15 protein-coding genes are annotated in these 20,636 nt (G+C 41.7%); 10 read left to right on the top strand and 5 right to left on the bottom strand.

Annotated elements, in window-relative coordinates; genetic code table 11:
- Positions 1-2 precede the first annotated feature (2 nt).
- Positions 3-1,076 (bottom strand): Fe(3+) ABC transporter substrate-binding protein, encoded by a 1,074-nt coding sequence (locus tag IEV27_RS10030; RefSeq protein WP_188377321.1) that lies wholly within the window; start codon positions 1,074-1,076, stop codon positions 3-5.
- Between the two features lie 281 nt (positions 1,077-1,357).
- On the opposite strand from IEV27_RS10030, the gene IEV27_RS10035 reads away from it, so the two are divergent.
- From IEV27_RS10035 to IEV27_RS10060, 6 genes are all read left to right on the top strand, one after another.
- Positions 1,358-2,782: an alanine/glycine:cation symporter family protein gene (locus IEV27_RS10035; protein WP_188377322.1), complete on the top strand. Its 1,425-nt coding sequence runs from the start codon at positions 1,358-1,360 to the stop codon at positions 2,780-2,782.
- Positions 2,783-2,896: 114 nt separating this feature from the next.
- On the top strand, positions 2,897-4,795 hold the full coding sequence (locus IEV27_RS10040) for an ABC-F family ATP-binding cassette domain-containing protein (RefSeq protein ID WP_188377323.1): 1,899 nt from the start codon (positions 2,897-2,899) through the stop codon (positions 4,793-4,795).
- A gap of 131 nt (positions 4,796-4,926) precedes the next feature.
- Positions 4,927-6,177 (top strand): aminopeptidase, encoded by a 1,251-nt coding sequence (locus tag IEV27_RS10045; protein WP_188377324.1) that lies wholly within the window; start codon positions 4,927-4,929, stop codon positions 6,175-6,177.
- Positions 6,178-6,527: 350 nt separating this feature from the next.
- Positions 6,528-8,012, top strand: a complete 1,485-nt coding sequence (locus tag IEV27_RS10050) for a phytoene desaturase family protein (protein WP_229735087.1) — start codon at positions 6,528-6,530, stop codon at positions 8,010-8,012.
- Between the two features lie 52 nt (positions 8,013-8,064).
- Complete coding sequence (locus IEV27_RS10055) at positions 8,065-8,241, top strand: hypothetical protein (protein ID WP_188377326.1); 177 nt, start codon at positions 8,065-8,067, stop codon at positions 8,239-8,241.
- Between the two features lie 138 nt (positions 8,242-8,379).
- Positions 8,380-9,915, top strand: coding sequence for a BCCT family transporter (locus IEV27_RS10060; RefSeq protein ID WP_188377327.1), 1,536 nt, complete (start codon positions 8,380-8,382; stop codon positions 9,913-9,915).
- A gap of 51 nt (positions 9,916-9,966) precedes the next feature.
- Here the strand turns inward: IEV27_RS10060 and kynB are convergent, their stop codons facing one another.
- From kynB to recQ, 3 genes are all read right to left on the bottom strand, one after another.
- Positions 9,967-10,587 (bottom strand): arylformamidase, encoded by a 621-nt coding sequence (kynB, locus tag IEV27_RS10065; protein WP_188377328.1) that lies wholly within the window; start codon positions 10,585-10,587, stop codon positions 9,967-9,969.
- An 11-nt stretch (positions 10,588-10,598) separates the two neighbouring features.
- Positions 10,599-11,870, bottom strand: a complete 1,272-nt coding sequence (gene kynU / locus IEV27_RS10070; protein ID WP_373868090.1) for a kynureninase — start codon at positions 11,868-11,870, stop codon at positions 10,599-10,601.
- 192 nt (positions 11,871-12,062) lie between these two features.
- Positions 12,063-14,207, bottom strand: coding sequence for a DNA helicase RecQ (gene recQ, locus IEV27_RS10075; RefSeq protein ID WP_188377330.1), 2,145 nt, complete (start codon positions 14,205-14,207; stop codon positions 12,063-12,065).
- Positions 14,208-14,308: 101 nt separating this feature from the next.
- On the opposite strand from recQ, the gene IEV27_RS10080 reads away from it, so the two are divergent.
- The 4 genes from IEV27_RS10080 to IEV27_RS10095 all read left to right on the top strand — a co-directional run bounded on the left by IEV27_RS10080 (position 14,309) and on the right by IEV27_RS10095 (position 19,197).
- A complete protein-coding gene (locus IEV27_RS10080; protein ID WP_188377331.1) occupies positions 14,309-15,247 on the top strand; it encodes an NADP-dependent oxidoreductase in 939 nt (312 codons plus the stop codon).
- Between the two features lie 658 nt (positions 15,248-15,905).
- On the top strand, positions 15,906-17,360 hold the full coding sequence (locus tag IEV27_RS10085) for a circularly permuted type 2 ATP-grasp protein (RefSeq protein ID WP_229735089.1): 1,455 nt from the start codon (positions 15,906-15,908) through the stop codon (positions 17,358-17,360).
- Positions 17,353-18,321: an alpha-E domain-containing protein gene (locus IEV27_RS10090; RefSeq protein ID WP_188377332.1), complete on the top strand. Its 969-nt coding sequence runs from the start codon at positions 17,353-17,355 to the stop codon at positions 18,319-18,321. Before IEV27_RS10085 ends, IEV27_RS10090 begins: the two co-directional genes overlap by 8 nt.
- A 24-nt stretch (positions 18,322-18,345) precedes the next feature.
- A complete protein-coding gene (locus tag IEV27_RS10095) occupies positions 18,346-19,197 on the top strand; it encodes a transglutaminase family protein (protein ID WP_188377333.1) in 852 nt (283 codons plus the stop codon).
- 51 nt (positions 19,198-19,248) lie between these two features.
- Here IEV27_RS10095 and brnQ read toward each other — a convergent pair whose 3' ends face one another.
- On the bottom strand, positions 19,249-20,565 hold the full coding sequence (gene brnQ, locus IEV27_RS10100; protein WP_188377334.1) for a branched-chain amino acid transport system II carrier protein: 1,317 nt from the start codon (positions 20,563-20,565) through the stop codon (positions 19,249-19,251).
- Positions 20,566-20,636 lie beyond the last annotated feature (71 nt).

A 20,636-nucleotide genomic window follows, 5' to 3' on the forward strand; every position in this document is an offset into this window, starting at 1 on the left:
GATTATTTCCAACCCACTTCGTTCATAATTTGAATGGCTTCTCCATTGTTTTCACCAAGTTCACTTAAATTGATGTCTTGTTCTTCAAACTCGCCCCATTCTTGTAAAACTTCAGTAGGTTCTACATTTTCATTAACTGGGTACTCATAGTTGGCTTCTGCAAATTGTTCTTGTGCTGATTCTTCTGTTAAGAACTCCATAAACTTCTGTGCTTCTTCTGTGTTTTGACTGCTGGCTGCCAGGCCTACACCGCTGATGTTAACGTGTGTACCATTACCTTCTTGATCAGGGAAGATGACACCTAGCTGTTCAGCAACTTCAACTTCTTCTTCATCTTCAGAATTAAGCATTTGTCCGAGGTAATACGTGTTCATGACAGCTACATCACCTTCGCCAGCAGCAATCCCTTTCGCCTGGTCACGATCTCCGCCTTGTGGGTCGCGGGCCATGTTATCAACAATACCTTGAGCCCATTCTTTCGCAGCTTCCTCGCCATCTTGTGCGATCATAGATGCTACAAGAGACTGATTATAAATGTTTTCAGAAGAGCGGATGAGTACTTTATCTTCCCACTCATCTTTCGTTAAGTCGCTGTAGTTTTGAATGTCGTCAGGGTTCACTGTTTCTTCGTTATAAACAATGACACGTGCACGTTTTGTGAGTCCAAACCATTCGTTCTCTTCATCGCGAAGGTTCTCCGGGATATTCTCATTTAGAACCTCACTATCAACTTCTTGTAAAAGGTCATCCGATTTAGCACGGTGAAGACGTCCTGCATCAGCCGTAATTAATAGATCGGCTTCAGAAGCTTTACCTTCACGTTCCATTCGTGCGATCAGTTCATCGTCTTTTCCTTCAATGACATTTACTTCAATGCCAGTTTCTTCAGTAAACTGATCATACAGCTCTTGGTCTGTATCATAGTGACGACCTGTGTATAGGTTAATTTCTCCGCCTTCTGACTCTTCGTTACCCTCAGAATCAGAGGAACCAGAATTTTCTTCGTCGTTATTTCCGCATGCTGCTAAAGCAAATGCCGAAAATAAGAGAAAACTGAATAAAAGCAACTTCTTCATTCTTCGCTCACCTCATATGTAGATTTTTAAATGAAAATGATTTTCAATGTCAATGACTATTTTACCTACTTTGGATTAAATGTCAATCGATTTTTAGAAAGAAATTTTGGGAAAATATATACCTTGCAAATCTGAGGAGACTATGGACCTATATTTATTTGTTTAGTATTTTCAGAACACTGATTTCTTGGTAAAGTAATTTTTATGTGTGAAAAACTTCGTTTCAATGTTCATGAGAGTGGGAATGGAAGGTTGATTGTAAATTTTTTCAATATGTGGAGGTGGATGCAGTGGAAAGTGTAATTGGTTTTTTGAACCAAATTATATGGGAGTACTTGCTTGTTGTTGTATTACTAGGTTTAGGTTTGTTTTTTAGTATTCGATTAAAGTTTGCACAATTTACGTACATACCTGAAATGTTTCGCGTCTTATTTGATAAGCGGGCTGTTTCTGCAAAAGGAAAGAAGGGGACCTCTCCCTTTCAAGCGTTTACGATCAGTACGGCTTCCCGTGTAGGCACAGGGAATTTAGCTGGTGTAGCTGCAGCGATCTCTGTTGGTGGACCAGGAGCTGTCTTTTGGATGTGGATGGTTGCTGTTCTAGGTGGAGCTTCTAGCTTCATTGAAAGCACCTTGGCGCAAATCTATAAAGTACCTGAGAAGAATCAATACCGAGGCGGCCCTGCCTATTATATGGAAAAGGGTCTGAAAAATAGAAAGCTGGGAATTATTTTTGCGATTACGATCACGTTTACGTATGGTCTCGTTTTCAGTTCTGTACAATCCAATACGATTCGTCTAGCATTCGAAGAGTCGTTTGACATAGGCAAATGGGGAATGGGTATTCTCTTAACGGTAATTGTAGCTCTCGTTATCTTTGGCGGCCTGAAACGAATTGCTCAAGTTACACAGATTGTAATTCCAGTTATGGCTATCTTCTATATTATCTTAGCGCTAGTAGTCTTCTTCGATAATATTGCTCAAGTACCAGAAATGTTTGCTCTCATTTTCCAAAGTGCCTTTGGCTTTAGAGAATTTGCCGGCGGTACATTTGGCGGGATGATTTTAATAGGGATTCAGCGGGGATTGTTCTCTAATGAAGCCGGTATGGGTAGTGCACCAAATGCTGCGGCTACATCTGAAGTCACTCACCCTGTTAAACAAGGATTAATTCAAACATTAGGTGTATTTACAGATACGCTAATGATTTGTAGTGCCACTGCGATCATAATTTTGTTCTCTAATCAATACACCGACACGAACCTTGAAGGTATTCAAATTACTCAATTGGCGTTTGAAACCGAGTTAGGAGCTTGGGCGGCTATTTTTATTGCCGTTGCGATTTTCTTATTTGCTTTCAGTTCAATTATAGGAAATTATTATTATGGTGAAACGAACATTGAGTTCATTAAGAAAAGCTCAGCCAATATCCTAGTATACAGAATAGCAGTGTTAGCTATGGTTATGTTTGGAGCGATTGCTGAATTTGGGCTCGTTTGGTCTCTTGCCGACTTAACGATGGGGATCATGGCTTTGATTAACTTATTTGCCATCTTTATGCTTTCTAAAGTGGCCTATGCTGCGTTAAAAGACTACACCCGTCAACGGAAGAAAGGGAAGGATCCAGTATTTTATCAAGACCATCTTCCTGGAGTAGACGGTATGGAATATTGGCGTCGTGATCAAACCTCTGAGAAAGAATCTTAATCATTATTATTCGAAGCTACGCTGGCCCTTTCCTGCAGCGTAGCTTTTTTGATAGGGTCGTGAAGGGCGATATGATAAAGTAGATATAGATTGTGATGAAAAAGGGTGAGCACGATGAGTATTTTATCAGTAGAGAATGTTAGTAAAACCTACGGTGATCAAACGCTATTTGACGATATATCTTTTACAATTACGAATGGGCAGAGAATTGGCTTAATTGGAGTCAATGGGACTGGAAAGTCAACCTTGATGAAAATTATTGCTAATCTTGAAACAGCAGATACGGGAAGTAAGCAGCATGCGAAAGATTTTTCGCTGGAATATTTGCCTCAGGAACCTGTACTGGATGCCGATTTAACTGTATTGGAACAGATCTATTACGGACAGTCCAAAGTAATGGCAACGATTCGCGCGTATGAACAAGTGTTGCAGCAGCTTTCGTTAGATCCCGAAAATACAAAGCTCCAAGAAAAAATGTTAAACCTTCAGCAGCAGATGGATGAACACGATGCCTGGGAAGCGAATACGACGGCTAAAATGATTCTAACGAAGCTGGGAATCGAAGCTTTTGACAAAAAGGTAGGCGAGCTGTCTGGAGGACAGAAGAAGCGTGTAGCGATCGCGAAAGCATTGATTCAGCCAGCCGATCTTCTGTTGTTGGATGAACCGACAAACCATTTAGATAATGAAACGATCGAATGGCTGGAAGGGTATCTAGCCCAATTTAAAGGGGCGTTAATGGTTGTTACACACGATCGATATTTTCTAAATCGAGTAACGAACTTAATTTATGAGCTGGATCGCGGAAGCCTCTATACGTATGAAGGAAACTATGAAACCTTCTTAGAGAAGAAAGCTGAGCGAGAAGAATGGGAGCGTCAAGCAGAAGAAAAGCATCAAAATGCACTGCGCCGCGAATTAGCATGGCTGAAACGAGGCGCAAAAGCGAGAACGACGAAACAGAAAGCCAGAAAGCAGAGAGTCGAAGCGATGCAGGAACAAAGCTTTGCAACGGATAAGCAGGATGTTGATATGGCGATAGGCTCTACACGTTTAGGCAAGCAAGTTCTGGAATTAAAAAATATTTCTCATACATTTGCCGGCCAGTCGCTTATTGATCAGTTTAGCTATTTAGTCGTTCCTGAAGAACGAATTGGCATTATAGGGCCAAACGGTTCGGGCAAAACCACGCTGCTTAATATTATGGCAGAGCGTTTAAATCCGGATAGTGGAGAAGTAGATATTGGGTCGACCGTGAAGATTGGGTATTATACTCAAGATCATGAAGAAATAGACGGATCGCTTAAAGTGATTGAGTATATTAAGGAAGTTGCTGAAGTTATTTCTACCGCTGAAGGAACGGAAATTACAGCGGAACAAATGCTTGAACGTTTTCTTTTTCCTCGCTCTAAGCAGTGGACCTATATCCGACGATTATCCGGGGGAGAACGACGCCGTCTTTATTTGCTGCGTGTACTTATGAAGGAACCGAACGTATTGTTCTTAGATGAGCCAACGAATGATCTGGATACAGAAACGTTAAGCGTGTTAGAAGATTACTTGGATCAGTTTCCTGGGGTCGTTATTACCGTATCCCACGACCGTTATTTCTTAGATCGTGTGGTAGACAAATTGATTGTTTTTAACGGAACAGGTGCTGTTAAGCGTTATTATGGCAACTACTCAGAGTATTTACAGCAGTATCAGCAAAATAAAGAGGATCAGGCTGTAAAGAAAGTGGAAACGTCTGAGCAAGAAAAAACTCGCCGCTCGAATCGAAAAAGAAAGCTTTCTTACAGAGAAAAGCAAGAGTGGGAAACGATTGAAGATGATATTGCAGAGTTAGAGAGTGAGATCGAAGAAATCGATGGCGAAATGGCTGCAGCAGCGGCCGACTACAGTAAAGTAGAAGAGCTATCGGCCAAAAAGCAGGAGCTTGAAACGAAGCTCGAACAAAAGATGGAACGATGGGAAGAGTTATCTCTGCTGGTCGAGTCGATCGATAATCAATAAATATGAAACTTGGGCTCCGGAAGCTCAGGTTTCTTTTTGTATTCATAGCCTGAATATGGAATAATTGATAGCGGATACATGACGTACCCGGCGGCTCGGGACTAAATTGAAAACAAGGGGAGATCGTTCACATGAAATTTCCAAGTCAAGAAAAGTTAGAGAAATATGCAGAGCTTGCACTAAAAACAGGCGTCAATTTGCAAAAAGATCAACGATTAATGATCAATTCAAATGTAGATGGAGCACCCTTTACTCGTGTGGTCGCGCGTAAAGCTTATGAAATGGGAGCAAAGGATGTATACATAGTATGGGCGGATGATGAACTTACACGCCTGCGTTATGAACATGCCGACGTTGAAGTTCTTAAAGAAGTACCAGAATGGCAGCGGCAAATGTTTGATTACTTTGGTGAAGAGGGAGCAGCTGTCTTATCGATTCGCTCCACGGACCCTGATTTGTTAAAAGGAATTGATGCAGGCAAGGTAGCTTCTGCCAATAAAGCACGTGCGGAAGCGATGTCTAACTTCAGGAATTATACAATGAATGACCGTATCCAGTGGTCAATCGTAAGTATTCCGATTCCAGCATGGGCTCAGAAGATTTTCCCGGAACTTTCAGAGGAACAAGCTGTAGAGCAGCTGTGGGAGCAAATCTTCCGTATTGTGCGTGTGGATCAAGAGGATCCAGTCGAAGCATGGGAGAAGCATAATGAGACATTACGTCAGGCGCGTGAATTTTTAAACCGTAAGCAATACAATAAACTCGTTTATTCAGCTCCAGGCACAGATTTGGAAGTTGAGCTTCCTAAGGGACATATTTGGAAAGGCGGATCGGCAAAGACGGAAAAAGAAAAGATTGCCTTTAACCCTAATATGCCAACGGAAGAAGTGTTTACAGCCCCTCACAAGTATGGAGTAAACGGACATGTGTCCAGCACGAAACCGCTGAACTACGGGGGAAATGTGATCGATCAGTTCACGATCACTTTCGAAAACGGAAAGGTTGTAGACTACAAAGCTGAAGAAGGCGAGGAAACGTTAAAGCACTTGTTAGAAACAGATGAGGGATCGAAACGATTAGGGGAACTAGCATTAGTGCCACATGAATCGCCAATCTCTCAATCTGGATTAATTTTCTACAATACGCTATATGATGAAAACGCCTCTTGCCACTTGGCGCTCGGTAAAGCTTATCCTAATAATGTAGAGGGTGGATCTGATATGAGCGAAGAAGAGCTTGATCAAAACGGAGTAAACCATAGCTTAAGCCACGTTGATTTTATGATGGGATCAGGTGAGCTTACTATTGATGGAGTGCTTGAAGATGGTACGAAAGAGCCGGTCATGCGTAATGGCAGCTGGGCTTTAAATTTTGCTGATTAAGATGAGGAAAGCGTCGACTAGGTCGGCGTTTTTTTGTTGTCTAGGAAATTATATAATTCAAAGCTGTGGATATATAGGTTTAAAAGAGCGATATCCAGCTCCAGCGCCCAGACACTCGCGTCATAAATCCGCGCTGCGGAAGGGAAGGCCACCTTACTCCGCCCGTTTTGCTTATGCGTTTCGTGTCTACCAGGGTGCTTGCGCCTTTGTTTTGGTGTGGTATGCAAGTTTCACCCATACATCCTCTTTTCTCTCAGGAAACGTATAGATCCGCCCATAAAAAGCCTATCCAATCCTTTAATTTTTCTTCAAAAAGGGTATAAAAAAGTAGAGAAATGAGGGAGAAAGCAATGGAAACGTATGATACAGCAATCGTAGGAGCTGGTTTTGGCGGGCTGGCCGCTGGGGCTCAGTTAACGAAAATGGGGTATAAAGTGGCTTTGTTCGAAGCCTCCAACGAATTAGGTGGCAGTGCGGGTAAATACGAACGTGGCGGCTATCGCTTTCAATCGGGGGCCACGTTAGGGATGGGCTTTGAGGAAGAAGGTGTTTTTCATTCACTTTACCAAACGTTAGGTCTAAAGCCTCCTCCCATGACCTTGCTCAACCCAATTATGGATATTCACCTGCCTGATCGCACCATCCACTATTATCGTGACCGTCATCAATGGTATGAAGAGATCGATCGTCAGTTTCCAGATGTGAAAGAGAAGGTAAAAGCTTTTTATGACGAAGTGTTTTATGTAGGAGCTATGGTGGATCGGCTAGTCCATCAATTACCCATCTTTCCGCCGCGCACTGTAAAGGACTGGGCAGGGCTATTTCCTTTAATGAACGTACCCTCGGTTAAAATGATGCCATTTTTAACGCAAACCATTTACCGCCGGCTGCAGAAGTTCGGTCTTCATCGGCACTCTTTATTTATTACTTTTTTAAATGGAGAACTTATGGATAGTGTACAGACGAATGTAGAAAGGTGTCCGGCGTTTCTTGGTTATGCTGCACTACAAACCTTTCATAAAGGGGCATATGCCGTTCAAGGCGGTTTAGCTACGATAGCTGAGCAGCTGGCAGAATATATGAAGCGGCAGGGAAATGATGTGTTTATGAGACATCCGATTTATGAGGTTAGCCAAGCGGGGGACCTATTTAACTTAAAATCAAAGCGTGAAAAGGTGTTTAGAAGTGAGCAAGTGATTATGAATAATTCCGTTCATAACCTGCATCACACATTATTTCCTCGTTTAGCTCGTCAATCTTACGTTCGTAAAGAAAAAGAACAAAGCCGGGAAGCTTGGGGAGCTTTCATTATTCACGCCGGTGTTAAAGAAGAGGTTTTTGCAAACACGGAGAGCTTGTATCACCAGTTTATTGACCCGGCAAATCCAGAAGGTTTACATGATGGAGGACAGTTCTTATTATCGTTATCACGTCCGGAAGATTCGTTTATGGCTCCAGAAGGCATGCGCTCTTTAACACTATCTACTCACACCGATATTGCTCAATGGTGGATGAGAGAAAATTATGAATCGAATAAACAGCTGATGACCGATCGTTTAATCAGTATCGTCAATCATTATTTTCCAGGGTTTGCTGAAGGACTCGATCTTGTCCTCCCGGGTACGCCTGTTACGTTTCAAAAATGGCTTAAACGCCACGATGGAAAAGTAGGAGGATACGCTCCGACTGGAAAATTTAGCTGGTTAAACAGTTATTCTGTCAGAACTGGTATCCCTCGCCTCCATCAGTGTGGGGATACGGTCTTTCCGGGTGCAGGGACGCTAGGGGTAACCTTATCCGGATTAATGGCGGCAAAACTCATTTCACAGGATTGACCCGTTCAAAATAGGGTATAAGTAAAATAGAGAACTTTAAGGAGGAAACTATATGCCAGGTCCAGAAAGTGAACTTCCCGGCTTCCAATCCAACCCTAATGATTTTGGTAAGTGCAGCAGCTGCGGAGTGATTTTAACGTCAAAACAAGAAGCAAAAGCGACGCTTTGTAAAGATTGTCAAGAAAGACATAAAGATCGAGAAGATGTAATGGGCAAAAGCAAAAAATGAATAAATAGCGGCATGCTTACGGAAGACTATAGTTAAGAGCTATAGTCTTTTTCTATCCTTTCATTTGCCTTTACATAAATACACAAGAAATGATAGAGTAAATATTTGTGTTTAAAACTATGAATAAGGAGCTTGTAAATGAATAAAAATCAATCGGGTCGTATTGACTGGCCTGTCTTTATAATAAGTGGAGGAGCGTTAGTTCTTTTCGTGATATTCGCTCTCATAAATATCAATTGGATTGAAAACTTTGTGAATACAACCTTCGCATGGTCTGCCACTTATTTCGGTGCCTTTTGGCAGCTATTAATGTTAGCTACGTTCTTTGTTGGATTGTGGCTGGCTTTCTCGAAGTACGGGAAAATTAAAATGGGAGCAGCTGATCAGCCTGAACTAAGTTTATATAAATGGTTGTCTATCATTATGGCTACCTTGTTAGCTGGCGGCGGTGTTTTTTGGGCCGCAGCTGAACCGATGTATCATTTTCTCACGGTACCCCCTTATTTATCTGATCTAGGAATCGAAGCTGGAACAGAAGCAGCCATTAACCCTGCTTTATCTCAAAGCTTTATGCACTGGGGATTCTTAGCATGGGCGATTTTAGGAACGATTAGTGCAGTTGTTATGATGTATGGTCATTATGAAAAAGGAATGCCGATGAAGCCGAGAACGCTATTGTATCCGATATTCGGAGAAAAAATCCGCAATAGCTGGTTCGGGACAGTGGTGGATGCTTTTTCAATCATAGCTGTAGCCGCAGGGACGATCGGACCTATCGGATTCCTCGGCTTACAAGCAAGCTATGGGCTGCAGAGCGTCTTTGGGATCCCAGACAATCTAAGTACGCAATTTACTATTATATTCGCTGTCGTGCTTATCTCAACGATTTCTGCAGTTACTGGACTTTATAAAGGGATCCAATTGTTGAGCAGCTTTAATGTACGTATTGCGATCGGGTTAATGGCTTTCATCTTAATCTTTGGCCCTGGTGGTTTTATTATTAACCACTTCGTATCTTCATTCGGTTATTATGTCGATCAATTCATTCCTATGAGTACATTCCGAGGGGATGGAGAGTGGTTGTCACTATGGACCGTTTTCTTCTGGGGTTGGTTTATTGGATATGGACCAATGATGGCTATTTTAGTCAGCAGAATTTCCAGAGGTCGTACGATTCGCGAAATTATTGTGGCTGTATCAATATTTGCCCCTGTTATTTCAACGTTTTGGTTTACCATACTTGGCGGCTCAGGGATCTTCTTTGAACTAAGCGATCCTGGCTCAGTATCTACTGCCTTAAACGAAGCGGGGAACCATGCAGCTATGTTCGCGATCACTGATCAATTCCCACTTGCTGCTGTGATTTCACCGTTGTTCTTACTCTTAACGATTTTATTTGTTGTAACGACAAGTGACTCTATGTCTTACACAATCGCTATGGCGGTGATGGGAGAAGGGAACCCAAAGAGATGGCTTAGAATTTTCTGGTCGATCATTATGGGATCCATTGCTGCTATTCTATTGGTGACAGGAGATAGCGGGATTACGCAATTGCAAAACTTCATTGTAGTTACGGCTGTACCTGTCTCTCTTATCCTGCTGCCTGTCGTATGGCTCGCACCTCGAGTGGCTAGACAAATGGCAATGGAACAAAATATTACGAAGAAGAAATAAAGAAGATAAAACAAAAGAGTTAGGTGCGGACCCATCCGCCCTAACTCTTTTTTACTTTTGTCTTAATACAGCTCGCACCGGGCTCCCGTCTGCTTCATCCATTTTGAGAGGAAACGCCATGAGTTCATATACACCAGGAGCAACATGACTCAGTTCTAAACCCTCGAGAATGAGGATATCTTCTTGATTAAGAGATTGGTGAGCAGGTAATTCTTTGCTCGTTTCTGGATCTACAGAAGGAGTATCCACCCCAATTAAATTAATGCCTCGTTCGTTTAAAAAGGGAGCGACGTCTTCTGCAATTACGGTGTACTCGCCAGGGAACTCCGAACGATCTTCCCAGCTTAATGTACGAAATAATACCTTATCGACGGCTTCAAATTGAAATGGTTCAAGATCGCTTGCTTCAATCTTGCTTTTTCCTTCCATATTCACTACAAGCGCTTCCCCAATGAATCGTTCAATCGGTAATTCGCCTATCGTCGAACCATCATTGTCATAGTGAAAAGGTGCATCCACATGGGTTCCTAAATGATTACTGGATTGAAACTGACCTACATTCACTGAACCTGTTTCTTCCATTCCCCACGTGAGCTTATACGAGTATGATTGATCGCCGGGCCATGGCGGGGTCTTTGCATTGAGAGACATGGATATATCGATTAACTTCATGGAAATCCTCCTTACGCTATGGTACCTCGTTGGTTAGAGTATTGCTGCTGCTTCTTATTCTCCATTATATCCTTTAACTTCAATACCACATCATAGACATCTTCAAACGAAACATAGAGCGCAATAGGAGCAAGTCGAATGACATTTGGATCACGGAAGTCTGGAATGACTCCTTCATGTTTTAAAGCTTTACATATACTCGCTGCTTCAGGATGAACAAGGCTGACGTGACCGCCTCGTCGATGATTTTCAATCGGATTGGCCATACGAAAATCATAGGAGGTCAAGTGTTCCTTTATTAAATCCATAAGCAGTTGAGTAAGCTGCAATGATTTGTTTCGAATCTTTTCAATTCCGGCTTCATGAAAAATTTCTAATGAGCCGAGAAGGGGGGCGGAGCTTAAAATATGAGGCGTTCCTATTTGAAAAGCACCGGCTGAATCCGCAGGCGTTAACTCATGCTCCATATCGAATTGCTTTTCTTTACTAGAGCTGAACCATCCAGCAAGTCCGGGTTTACGGCCCAAATGGTTCTCATGTACAAATAAACCGCCGACCCCGCCTGGTCCGCTATTTAAGTACTTATACGTACACCACACAGCAAAATCAACGTCCCACTCGTGAAGATGATGGGGCAGGGCACCAATGGAGTGAGCCAAGTCGAATCCGACGATAATATTATGCTGATGAGCCGCCTTTGTAATCCTTTCTATATCCAACAGCTGCCCACTACGGTAGAGTACGGAAGGTAATAAAAGTAAAGCGATATCGTTATTCATCGCTTCTATAATGTCTTCCTCTTGTATCGTGTAGCCGTCTTCGCTGGTAATTTGAATCAGATGATCCGCAGGGTTTAAGTTATGAAGTTCAAGTTGACTTTTTAACGCATAAATATCGGATGGGAAATTTAGCGCATCCGCTAAGATTTTTGTACGGCTTCCTTTGGGCTTGTAGAAAGTGGCTAATAATTGATGGATGTTTGTGGTGATTGAGCCCGTGTTAATCACCTCGTGCGCTTTCGCACCAATTAAAGGAGCTGTTTGTTCTCCAATTTGTTCAGACATGTAATACCATGGCTGTTGGCCGTCCGTCCAGCCTTCAATGCCGTGCTGCTTCCAATCGTTTAAAGAAGTAAGCAGAGTTTGTTCTGCTCGTTTAGACAAAAGACCGAGAGAGTTGCCGTCCATGTAATATATACCGGGGTGGGTGTAAAATTCTTCTTTGTACTGATGGAGTTCGTCCAACTGATCAAGCTTCTTTACATCTTCACGTTTCATCATCATCGCCTCCTAATTTATAGTATAAAGTTTTTTACTCTATAAAGAAAAAGCCGAGACTCAGAGAAGTCTCGGCAGGCTGTTGAAATAACTTGGATGGATGTAGACAAGGTATCCTGCGATTCCTCCATTAGAGTTTGGAGAAAAGGAACAGGAAAAAGCGCCGCTTTCCGCGGGGCAAGACGGAAAGTCTCGGTTTTAATTCATGTATCCATGTTTTATAAGGACGGCTTTAATCGCCCGGTAGGAGTAATCGTCAGGAAGGCTTTCTTTTAATGGTTTAAGTCTTTTTTCCTCTAATTGGCTGTGAGCCATTAAGATAGCTTCCTCTTGTTCATCGGTAAACCATTCTTCCCAATGAACCTCTGCACCTTCTTTCATACAGCGAAATATATGCTTTTCAATGGTTTGTACACTCATGCTTCGTTTCTCGGCAATCTCTTCAATCGATAATTGCTGGTCTTTCCACATGTTAAAAGTTTCCTCATGACTTGCTCCGTCTGTTGGCTTTCGGGCTGTCTTTTTCATAAAGCTGCCCTGTGTTGGCGGAGAAGGTCTTTTATCTACTGTTTCAGCCCATTTTGATAACACATCTAAAAAAGCTTCACCATATTGAGAAAATTTCTGCTCTCCAATCCCTTTGATGCGAAGCATTTCTTCACGGTTCTTAGGCAAATAGATGGTTAATTCCTTAAGGGTGGCATCAGAGAAAATAACGTAAGGTGGAAGTCCTGCGTCATCAGCAATTGATTTACGTATAGCACGCAGTTCCTCAAATTTCTCTATGTCGTAGTTCGTCTCTACGTCAGAGGTAGTTGTTTCAACTAACATCGTAACCGAACGTTCTCCTTTTAACACACCGACGGAGGAGTCTGTTAATTGCAGAGTTGGATAACGTCCTTGGCCGGGACTCAGCAAGCCTTCAGAAATCAAAAAATTGATAAACTGCGTTAAGTTTTTTTCTGTATAGTGAGACAAGATCCCGTAAGTAGAAAGCGTGTGAAACCTAAACTGTTTGACCTTCTGATCGGATGAGCCTTTTAACACCTTAGCTGTTAAGCCAGCGCCAAAACGTTCCCCCATTCGTTTGACACAGGAAAGCACCATTTGAGCTTCCCTCGTCATATCCTTTTCTTCTCCTTCGTGTAAACAGTTGGAGCACTTCTCACATGGGTCATGATGGTTAGGATCATCAAAATAATCTAGAATATATTGCTGTAAACACATGTGAGTGTGACAGTAATTAATCATGGACTGGAGTTTGCGGTATTCATCACGCTTTTTATCTTCATCCATCATGGATTGGTCAATTAAGAAACGCTGCAAGTGAATATCTTGTCCAGAGTATAGAAGCACACAATCTCCTGGTTCTCCATCACGACCTGCACGGCCTGCTTCCTGATAATAAGACTCCAGATTCATTGGCATAGAGTAATGAATGACATAGCGGACGTTTGATTTGTCGATCCCCATTCCAAAGGCATTCGTAGCCACAATTGTCGTAATTTCATCTTGAACAAAATCACTTTGAACCTGCTTTCGCTGCTGTTCTGACATGCCCGCATGATATTTTCCAATAGAATATCCTTTTTTCTCGAAGAAGTTTTGTAAATGGTCGGCATCTTTTCGAGTAGCTGTATAAATGATGCCAGCTTCATTTGCTCTTTGCTCTAAATATTCGAGAAGAAAATCTCGTTTGTCTCTCCCTTTAATAATACGGAAAGATAGGTTCTCTCGAGCAAAGCCGGTATTGATGACAGCTTCATCATTTACATGAATCAACTGCTTAATATCATGAATGACTTCCTGTGTTGCTGTGGCAGTCAGCCCCATCACAAGGGGGATGTTAGGGATTTGGTCAAGCGTTTGAACAATCGATCGATAGCTTGGTCTAAAATCGTGCCCCCATTGAGAAATACAGTGAGCTTCGTCAAAAGCAACCAGGGAAAGTTTGATTTGTTTTATCGTTGAAAGAAAGGACGAGGAATCAAACCGTTCAGGTGCTACGTAAACGAACTTAAAACGCCCTTGTTTCATACTGCTCATTCTTTCACGCTGCTCTTCAAACGATAAGGAACTATTAATATAAGTTGCTGGAATACCGTAAGACGTTAACGCATCCACTTGGTCTTTCATCAAAGAGATAAGAGGAGAAATGATGATGGCCGTGCCATCCAATGTCATACCAGGTATCTGATAACATAAAGATTTACCGCCGCCTGTTGGCATAACGGCTAATGTATTATTTTGGTTTAATACGCATTCAATAGCTTCTTTCTGACCCGTCCGAAAAGAAGTAAAGCCGTAATATTCTTCTAATAAACGCTGCGCTTTTTCTATCATTTTACGATCATCCTTTTCAAATGCTTTTCCTATCTTATCATGTTTTAAATGATTGAATAGGGGAAAATTATCTAGAGATTCTCAAAAGAGGAGTGTGTCTATTGAAAGCCATTGTCATAGAACAATATGGAGGAAAGGATCAACTGATTGAGAAAGAGGTTCCGACTCCAGAGATAAAAAGTAATCAAGTTTTAGTTGAATTGCATGCAACTTCTATAAATCCAATTGATTGGAAGCTTAGAGAAGGATATTTAAAAGAGATGCTCGATTTTGACTTTCCCATTACACTTGGCTGGGATGCAGCGGGTGTCGTGAAAGATGTAGGCGTAGATGTACAAAAATTTAAAGCAGGAGATCGAGTGTTTGCTCGTCCTGAGCTTTCAAGGTTTGGAACATACGCTGAATACGCTGCGATCGATGAACACGTCCTATCTCACCTTCCGGAAAGCATTTCTTATGAACAAGCGGCGGCTGTACCTTTAGCTGGCTTAACAGCGAGACAGTGTTTGGTGGATTTTGCTGAAATTAAAGAAGGAGATAAAGTCCTGATCCACGCTGGTTCTGGAGGCGTAGGGCATTACGCGGTCCAAATTGCTAAATCCTTCGGAGCTTATGTGGCAACTACAGCGAGTGGTAAAAATAAGGAATGGGTAGAACAACTGGGTGTCGATCGTTTTATTAATTACCAAGAAGAAGATTTCTCTGAAGTACTAGAAGAGTTTGATATCGTGCTTGATACTCTAGGAGGAGAAGTTCAGGAAAAAAGTTTTGGTGTGTTAAAGCAGGGAGGACGCTTAGCATCAATTGTTCAACCACCGGATGAACAGCTAGCCGATGAACAGAAGGTGAAGGCTGGATTCGTATGGCTAGAGCCTGATGGTGAAAAACTAGCTCAATTAGCTAACCTTATGGTAAAAGGTGAAATGATATCCAAAGTGGGACATCGATTCCCTTTAACTGAACAAGGATTAAGGGAAGCTCACGAACTTAGTGAAACTCACCATGCTACGGGTAAAATCGTTATTACCATTCCATCATAACTTAAATTCCGAGTCTTTAGGGACTCGGGATTCTTCAGCTTGTAGAGAAACCTTAGGTTTCTCTACATTTTTTACATATGTGTAAGTTTATTCGGTTCGATAGAATAAAGGGTTTTAGGAAACGACTCCCTTTCCATGGCCCCACACGACGTGGGGTCGTTCGATGTTGGCCCATGACGGGGCCGACCTTAATCGAACTTCCTATGTAAGACCTCCTCAGGCTTTAGCCCTCCGGGGTCACACCTTATTCGTATCTCCCATAGGAGTTTCGCCGTTTCCTAAAACCCTTTTTCGATAAGCGATCACTATACCAAGTGGCAGTTAGGCTTTATTCTTCAACGAGACTTCCTACTTCAATGGTTCCGAAAAATTATTTTGATTAAAAGGAACGGAAAAAGTGACGACTCCTGCGGGATAAGCAGACAGGAAGGCAGCGGAAAGCGGAGCTTTTTCCTGTTCCTTTTCACCAGAAAACTATGAAAGAACCATAATTCTAAGATTTTTCAAAAGCATGTAAGTTCCGAGACTTTAGGGACTCAGAATTTTTATGCATAAATTTGTGGGATTTGGTAAATTAATTTTAAAATTTTTTGACTATTCGCTCGGTTTATAGGGTATAGTTTTCTACATAAGGTAACACAATGGGAGGCGGGAAACTGTGCTGAAAAATTATCAGGCAGGCACTTTTTTTGATGAAATGGTAGACCAATTGGGAAATCCGAAGCCGCATTATGAATCTTTTTATCAACTAATTCGACAGATATCTAATGATGAGTTGAGAGAAAAGCATGAAACAGCTCAGTTAAGCTTTTTAAGACAAGGCATTACATTTACAGTTTACAATGATGCAGGCGGAACCGAGCGAACAATGCCGTTTGATTTTGTTCCAATTATTATTACAAATGAACAGTGGATGAAGATTGAAAGAGGGATGCAGCAGCGCATGGAAGCCCTTAATCTCTTCCTGGATGATATCTACCACGAGCAGGAAATCGTAAAAGACGGTATTATTCCTGAAGATCTGATTACAGACAATCCTAATTATTATAAGAAGCAGGTATCTGGTTTAGAAATCCCATTAAAAAACCACATCTTTTTAGCCGGGATTGATTTAATTCGAGATGAAAATGGCGAATATCGTGTGTTAGAGGATAATTTAAGAAACCCTTCCGGCATGTCCTATGTATTTCAAAATCGGTATGTGATGAGACAAGTATATCCTGAGTTATTTTTTCAACATTCGATTCGTACGCTCGAACATCAATTTAAAGATCTTCATGGCGCTCTTATCAGCCATGCCCCAACTAACCGTACAGGCCAGCCTTGCGCGGTATTATTAACCCCTGGGATGTACAATTCTGCTTATTATGATCACGTCTTTTTAGCACAGCAGATGGGGATTGAATTAGTAGAGGGCCGGGACTTGGTTGTTAAAGACGATATTGTTTATATGAAGACGATTCGCGGGTTAAAGCAAGTAGACATTATTTATCGTAGAATCGATGATGACTTCTTAGATCCCGAGGCGTTTCGTCCAGATTCTGCTTTAGGTGTAAGTGGTTTATTAAGAGCTTACAGAAAAGGCAATGTAGCCATACTTAACGGAATAGGCAACGGCGTAGCAGATGATAAAGCGATGTACGCTTATGTTCCCGACATGATCCGTTATTATTTAAACGAAGAGCCTATTATTAAAAACGTAGAAACTTATTTCTTAAGAGATCCAGAGCAGCTCGATTATGTGCTCGATCATTTAGAAGAGCTTGTGATAAAAAACGTAGGAGCTTCAGGCGGTTATGACATGTTGATTGGTCCTCATTCTACAGAGGAAGAACGCAGCGTATTCCGAAGAAAAATCATTGAAACTCCAAGTCAATATATCGCTCAGCCAACGATCAAGCTTTCGCGGGCACCAGCCTATCAAAAGGGAGAATTTTATCCTTGCCACGTGGATTTACGTGTATTTGTTATGAACGGTACTGAATCCCACGTCTTACCGGGCGGGCTGTCACGTGTAGCTTTAAAGAAAGGTTCGTTGGTCGTTAATTCTTCTCAAGGAGGAGGAGGAAAAGATACTTGGGTGTTAGCAGAAGGAGGAATGAACCATGCTTAGCCGAGTAGCTGATTCACTCTATTGGATGTCTAGAAACATAGAACGTTCTGAAAATAACGCAAGGATCCTGAGTACTCAGCTTATTCATATGTTAGAATCATCCGATCAACGAGTGATGGATCGGGATTGGGAAGAAATTTTAGAAATATGTGCTTCAAAAGAGGAATACTATGAAAGGTATGCCAGGTTAAACCGTGACACGGTCATACAATACATTACCTTAAGTCCTGCTAATCCCAATTCATTGCAAAATAGCATTGTATACGCACGTGAAAATGCAAAAGCGACACGGGACCATATTCCAGACGGTCTTTGGCAATTAATCAATCGGTTTTATTTAGATAAAAACGCACAGCAGGATCAGCCGATGACCCCTCAAGCGACTCAAAACCATTTAAAAGATATCATTCAGATGTCTATGACGTGTCAAGGTATCATTGAATCAACGATGACGAGAGGGACGCCGTATACTTTTATTAAAATCGGCAAATGGATTGAACGTGCAGAAAAGACGGCGCGCATCCTAAATGTGATTTGCGAAAAGACGTTAAAAGAAAAAAATTCTACGGACACGGAAAATTATTATCATTGGCTGACTGCTTTACAAATCGTGAATGCCTACGATTCCTATATTAAAGAGCATCCGCCAACCATGAATCCAAAAGATGTGCTAACTTTTCTAATTGAAAATCAAAATTTCCCACGTTCGATTCGTTATTGTGTGGATCATATTCTTAATGCTATTCATAATCTAGAATCAGGTAAGATTTCACATTACTCGGAAGATCTTTTTAAACTGTTAGCAGGGATGCAAGAAGAAATCAGCCGAACAGATATTATGAATATGAGTACGGAAGAACTTATGGCTTTCTTAGATACTTTCCAAGAGTACTGCCACAGGATCAGCCGTACTTTTTCAGAGACCTACTATTTAGTAGAGCCGGTTCACGCCAGTCATTGAAAGGGTAAGAAGGGGAGAAATACGATGAAGTATCAAATCGAGCATACGAACTTTTTTCAATATGACAACGATGTTGATCAAAGCATGAATACAGTTCGTCTTAAGCCTCGTACGGATGAGTGTCAGAGATTGCTTTCTTATCGAACGGAGATTACGCCCGCTTCGTTAACGAAAGAACATGTTGATCTATGGGGAAACCATGTAGAATCCTTCTTCATTGCCCATAAACATAGAGATTTAACGGTTAAAACGATCTCTACTGTCAGCATCCAAAAAAGTCCGTTTATCCATTTATTAAAGTATACAGACGAAATGAGAGAAATCTTTCATTCGGAACTTTTTCATGATCATTATTTACCGTATTTAAATGAAACGCAGTACACGTTCTTGTATAAAGAGCAAGTAGATGAAATTACATGGGCGATTGGCAATGCTGAGGATCCCATTAAATTTTCTATTGATTTAATGGCCTATCTGAATCAATCGATTGCCTATGATACGTTAGTGACTCAAGTCGGTACAAAAGCTCATGAATCCTGGCCATTAAAAGCAGGGGTGTGTCAGGACTACGCGCACATCATGATTGGAGTACTAAGAGAGAAAGGAATCCCTGCGAGATATGTAAGTGGATATCTTTATGTTGGAGAAGATTCAGCATTGATAGGGGATGCCGCGACCCATGCGTGGGTAGAGGTCATGATTCCTGGTATTGGCTGGGTAGGACTGGACCCGACAAATAACGTAGAAGCTCTGGAAAATCATATCCGAATTGGAACAGGCCGCGATTATGCAGATGTCAGTCCTCTACAAGGTGTATACCGTGGCGGGGGCCAGCATTCGGAGGTTAAAGTCAGCGTTACGTTAATTGATCATTAAATAAGGGATATAAAGAAGGGGTGCCCTCTCAGACACCCCTTCTTTTATCATTTAATTTTGAAAATCATGCGTTGGTTTTGGCGCTTTTGCGTACGCAATAAGCCAGCCAATCACTCCGCCGATAATGGCAGGAAAGATCCAGCTTAGGCTAAATTCGTAGAACGGCAGCGATGAAATGATGGGCTCAGCAAAATTCATAGAAAAACCAAATTCGGCGAGTCCGTCGTATAAGCTTACGAGTCCGGTTAGCAAAACAGCTCCTCGGTAAACATAAGGGGAGTGATTAAATGTTTTGCCGATAAAGGTTAATGCTACTAATACAATGGCGATTGGATATAGAAATACAAGAACCGGGACGGAGTACGCAATAATTTCATTCAACCCTAAGTTAGAGACTAACAGACTTGTGATCGTGATCACGGAAATCACGCTTTTATAGGATAGGCTTTTAAAACGTTTAGAGAAAAATTGACCACATGCAACAGTTAGACCTACACAGGTGGTAAAGCAAGCAAGAAGGACAATAATTCCGAGCAGCAGTGTTCCCAGGTTTCCGTACATGAGATCAGCCGCACCTGCTAATACTGCACTGCCATTTGCGTATTCGCCTTCTGTAGCCATCTTCACGCCAATCCAACCAATGGAAATGTAGACTGAAGTTAACCCGATGGCTGTTACTAGTCCCGCTTGAACGGTCCTGAAAGTAATTTCGCGGGCGTTGGTTAACCCACGGTCACGGAAGGAAGTGACCACTATAATACCAAATGCTAAGGAAGCAATCGCATCCATGGTCAAATACCCTTCGATAAATCCAGTAGAAAAAGGTTGGGAACTGTATTTATCTTGAGCGGGTTGAACGTCACCATTTAACAAAAAGAAACTGCCGATCACAAGACCGAATATCGCTAAGAAAAGAGCTGGAGTTAGAAACTGCCCAACACGATCCACTAATTTTGAAGGATTTAAGCTCGTTAGAAATACTAAAGTAAAAAAGATAATCGTAAATATAAGCAGTCCTAAAGTGCTTACTCCTCCAATCCAAGGTGCAATTCCTGTTTCAAATCCAACATTTGCTGCACGTGGAATGCCGAAGAAAGGACCAATGGCTAAATAGATAATGGAAGTGAAAATAAGCCCAAAAAGAGGATGAACACGTCCAGCTAATTCTACCGCACCGTTTCTTACAAGTGAGATGGCAGCTACGGTTATAATTGGAAGACCAACACCAGTTAAAACAAAACCGATAATGGCAGGCCAATAAGACGTCCCCGCTTCCATGCCGAGGGCTACAGGATAAATTAAGTTACCAGCCCCAAAAAATAAAGCAAAAAGCATAAAACCTATAAAGACGATGTCTTTTTTTTGCATATGTCATACTCCTCTAAGTTGTAATGGTATTGATACGTAAAAAAAGTTCCTCAAAAGGAGGAGGAACCTAA

Origin of the sequence: Halobacillus andaensis (assembly GCF_014636475.1) — a bacterium.
GTDB lineage: Bacteria > Bacillota > Bacilli > Bacillales > Halobacillaceae > Halobacillus_A > Halobacillus_A andaensis.

Coding starts and splice junctions, on each gene's coding strand:
- kynU (WP_373868090.1), bottom strand. CDS start 11,870: ATGATGATGAAACGTGAAGATGTAAAGAAGCTTGATCAGTTGGACGAA.
- IEV27_RS10050 (WP_229735087.1), top strand. CDS start 6,528: ATGGAAACGTATGATACAGCAATCGTAGGAGCTGGTTTTGGCGGGCTG.
- IEV27_RS10040 (WP_188377323.1), top strand. CDS start 2,897: ATGAGTATTTTATCAGTAGAGAATGTTAGTAAAACCTACGGTGATCAA.
- IEV27_RS10090 (WP_188377332.1), top strand. CDS start 17,353: ATGCTTAGCCGAGTAGCTGATTCACTCTATTGGATGTCTAGAAACATA.
- IEV27_RS10095 (WP_188377333.1), top strand. CDS start 18,346: ATGAAGTATCAAATCGAGCATACGAACTTTTTTCAATATGACAACGAT.
- kynB (WP_188377328.1), bottom strand. CDS start 10,587: ATGAAGTTAATCGATATATCCATGTCTCTCAATGCAAAGACCCCGCCA.
- IEV27_RS10045 (WP_188377324.1), top strand. CDS start 4,927: ATGAAATTTCCAAGTCAAGAAAAGTTAGAGAAATATGCAGAGCTTGCA.
- IEV27_RS10060 (WP_188377327.1), top strand. CDS start 8,380: ATGAATAAAAATCAATCGGGTCGTATTGACTGGCCTGTCTTTATAATA.
- recQ (WP_188377330.1), bottom strand. CDS start 14,207: ATGATAGAAAAAGCGCAGCGTTTATTAGAAGAATATTACGGCTTTACT.
- IEV27_RS10030 (WP_188377321.1), bottom strand. CDS start 1,076: ATGAAGAAGTTGCTTTTATTCAGTTTTCTCTTATTTTCGGCATTTGCT.
- IEV27_RS10055 (WP_188377326.1), top strand. CDS start 8,065: ATGCCAGGTCCAGAAAGTGAACTTCCCGGCTTCCAATCCAACCCTAAT.
- brnQ (WP_188377334.1), bottom strand. CDS start 20,565: ATGCAAAAAAAAGACATCGTCTTTATAGGTTTTATGCTTTTTGCTTTA.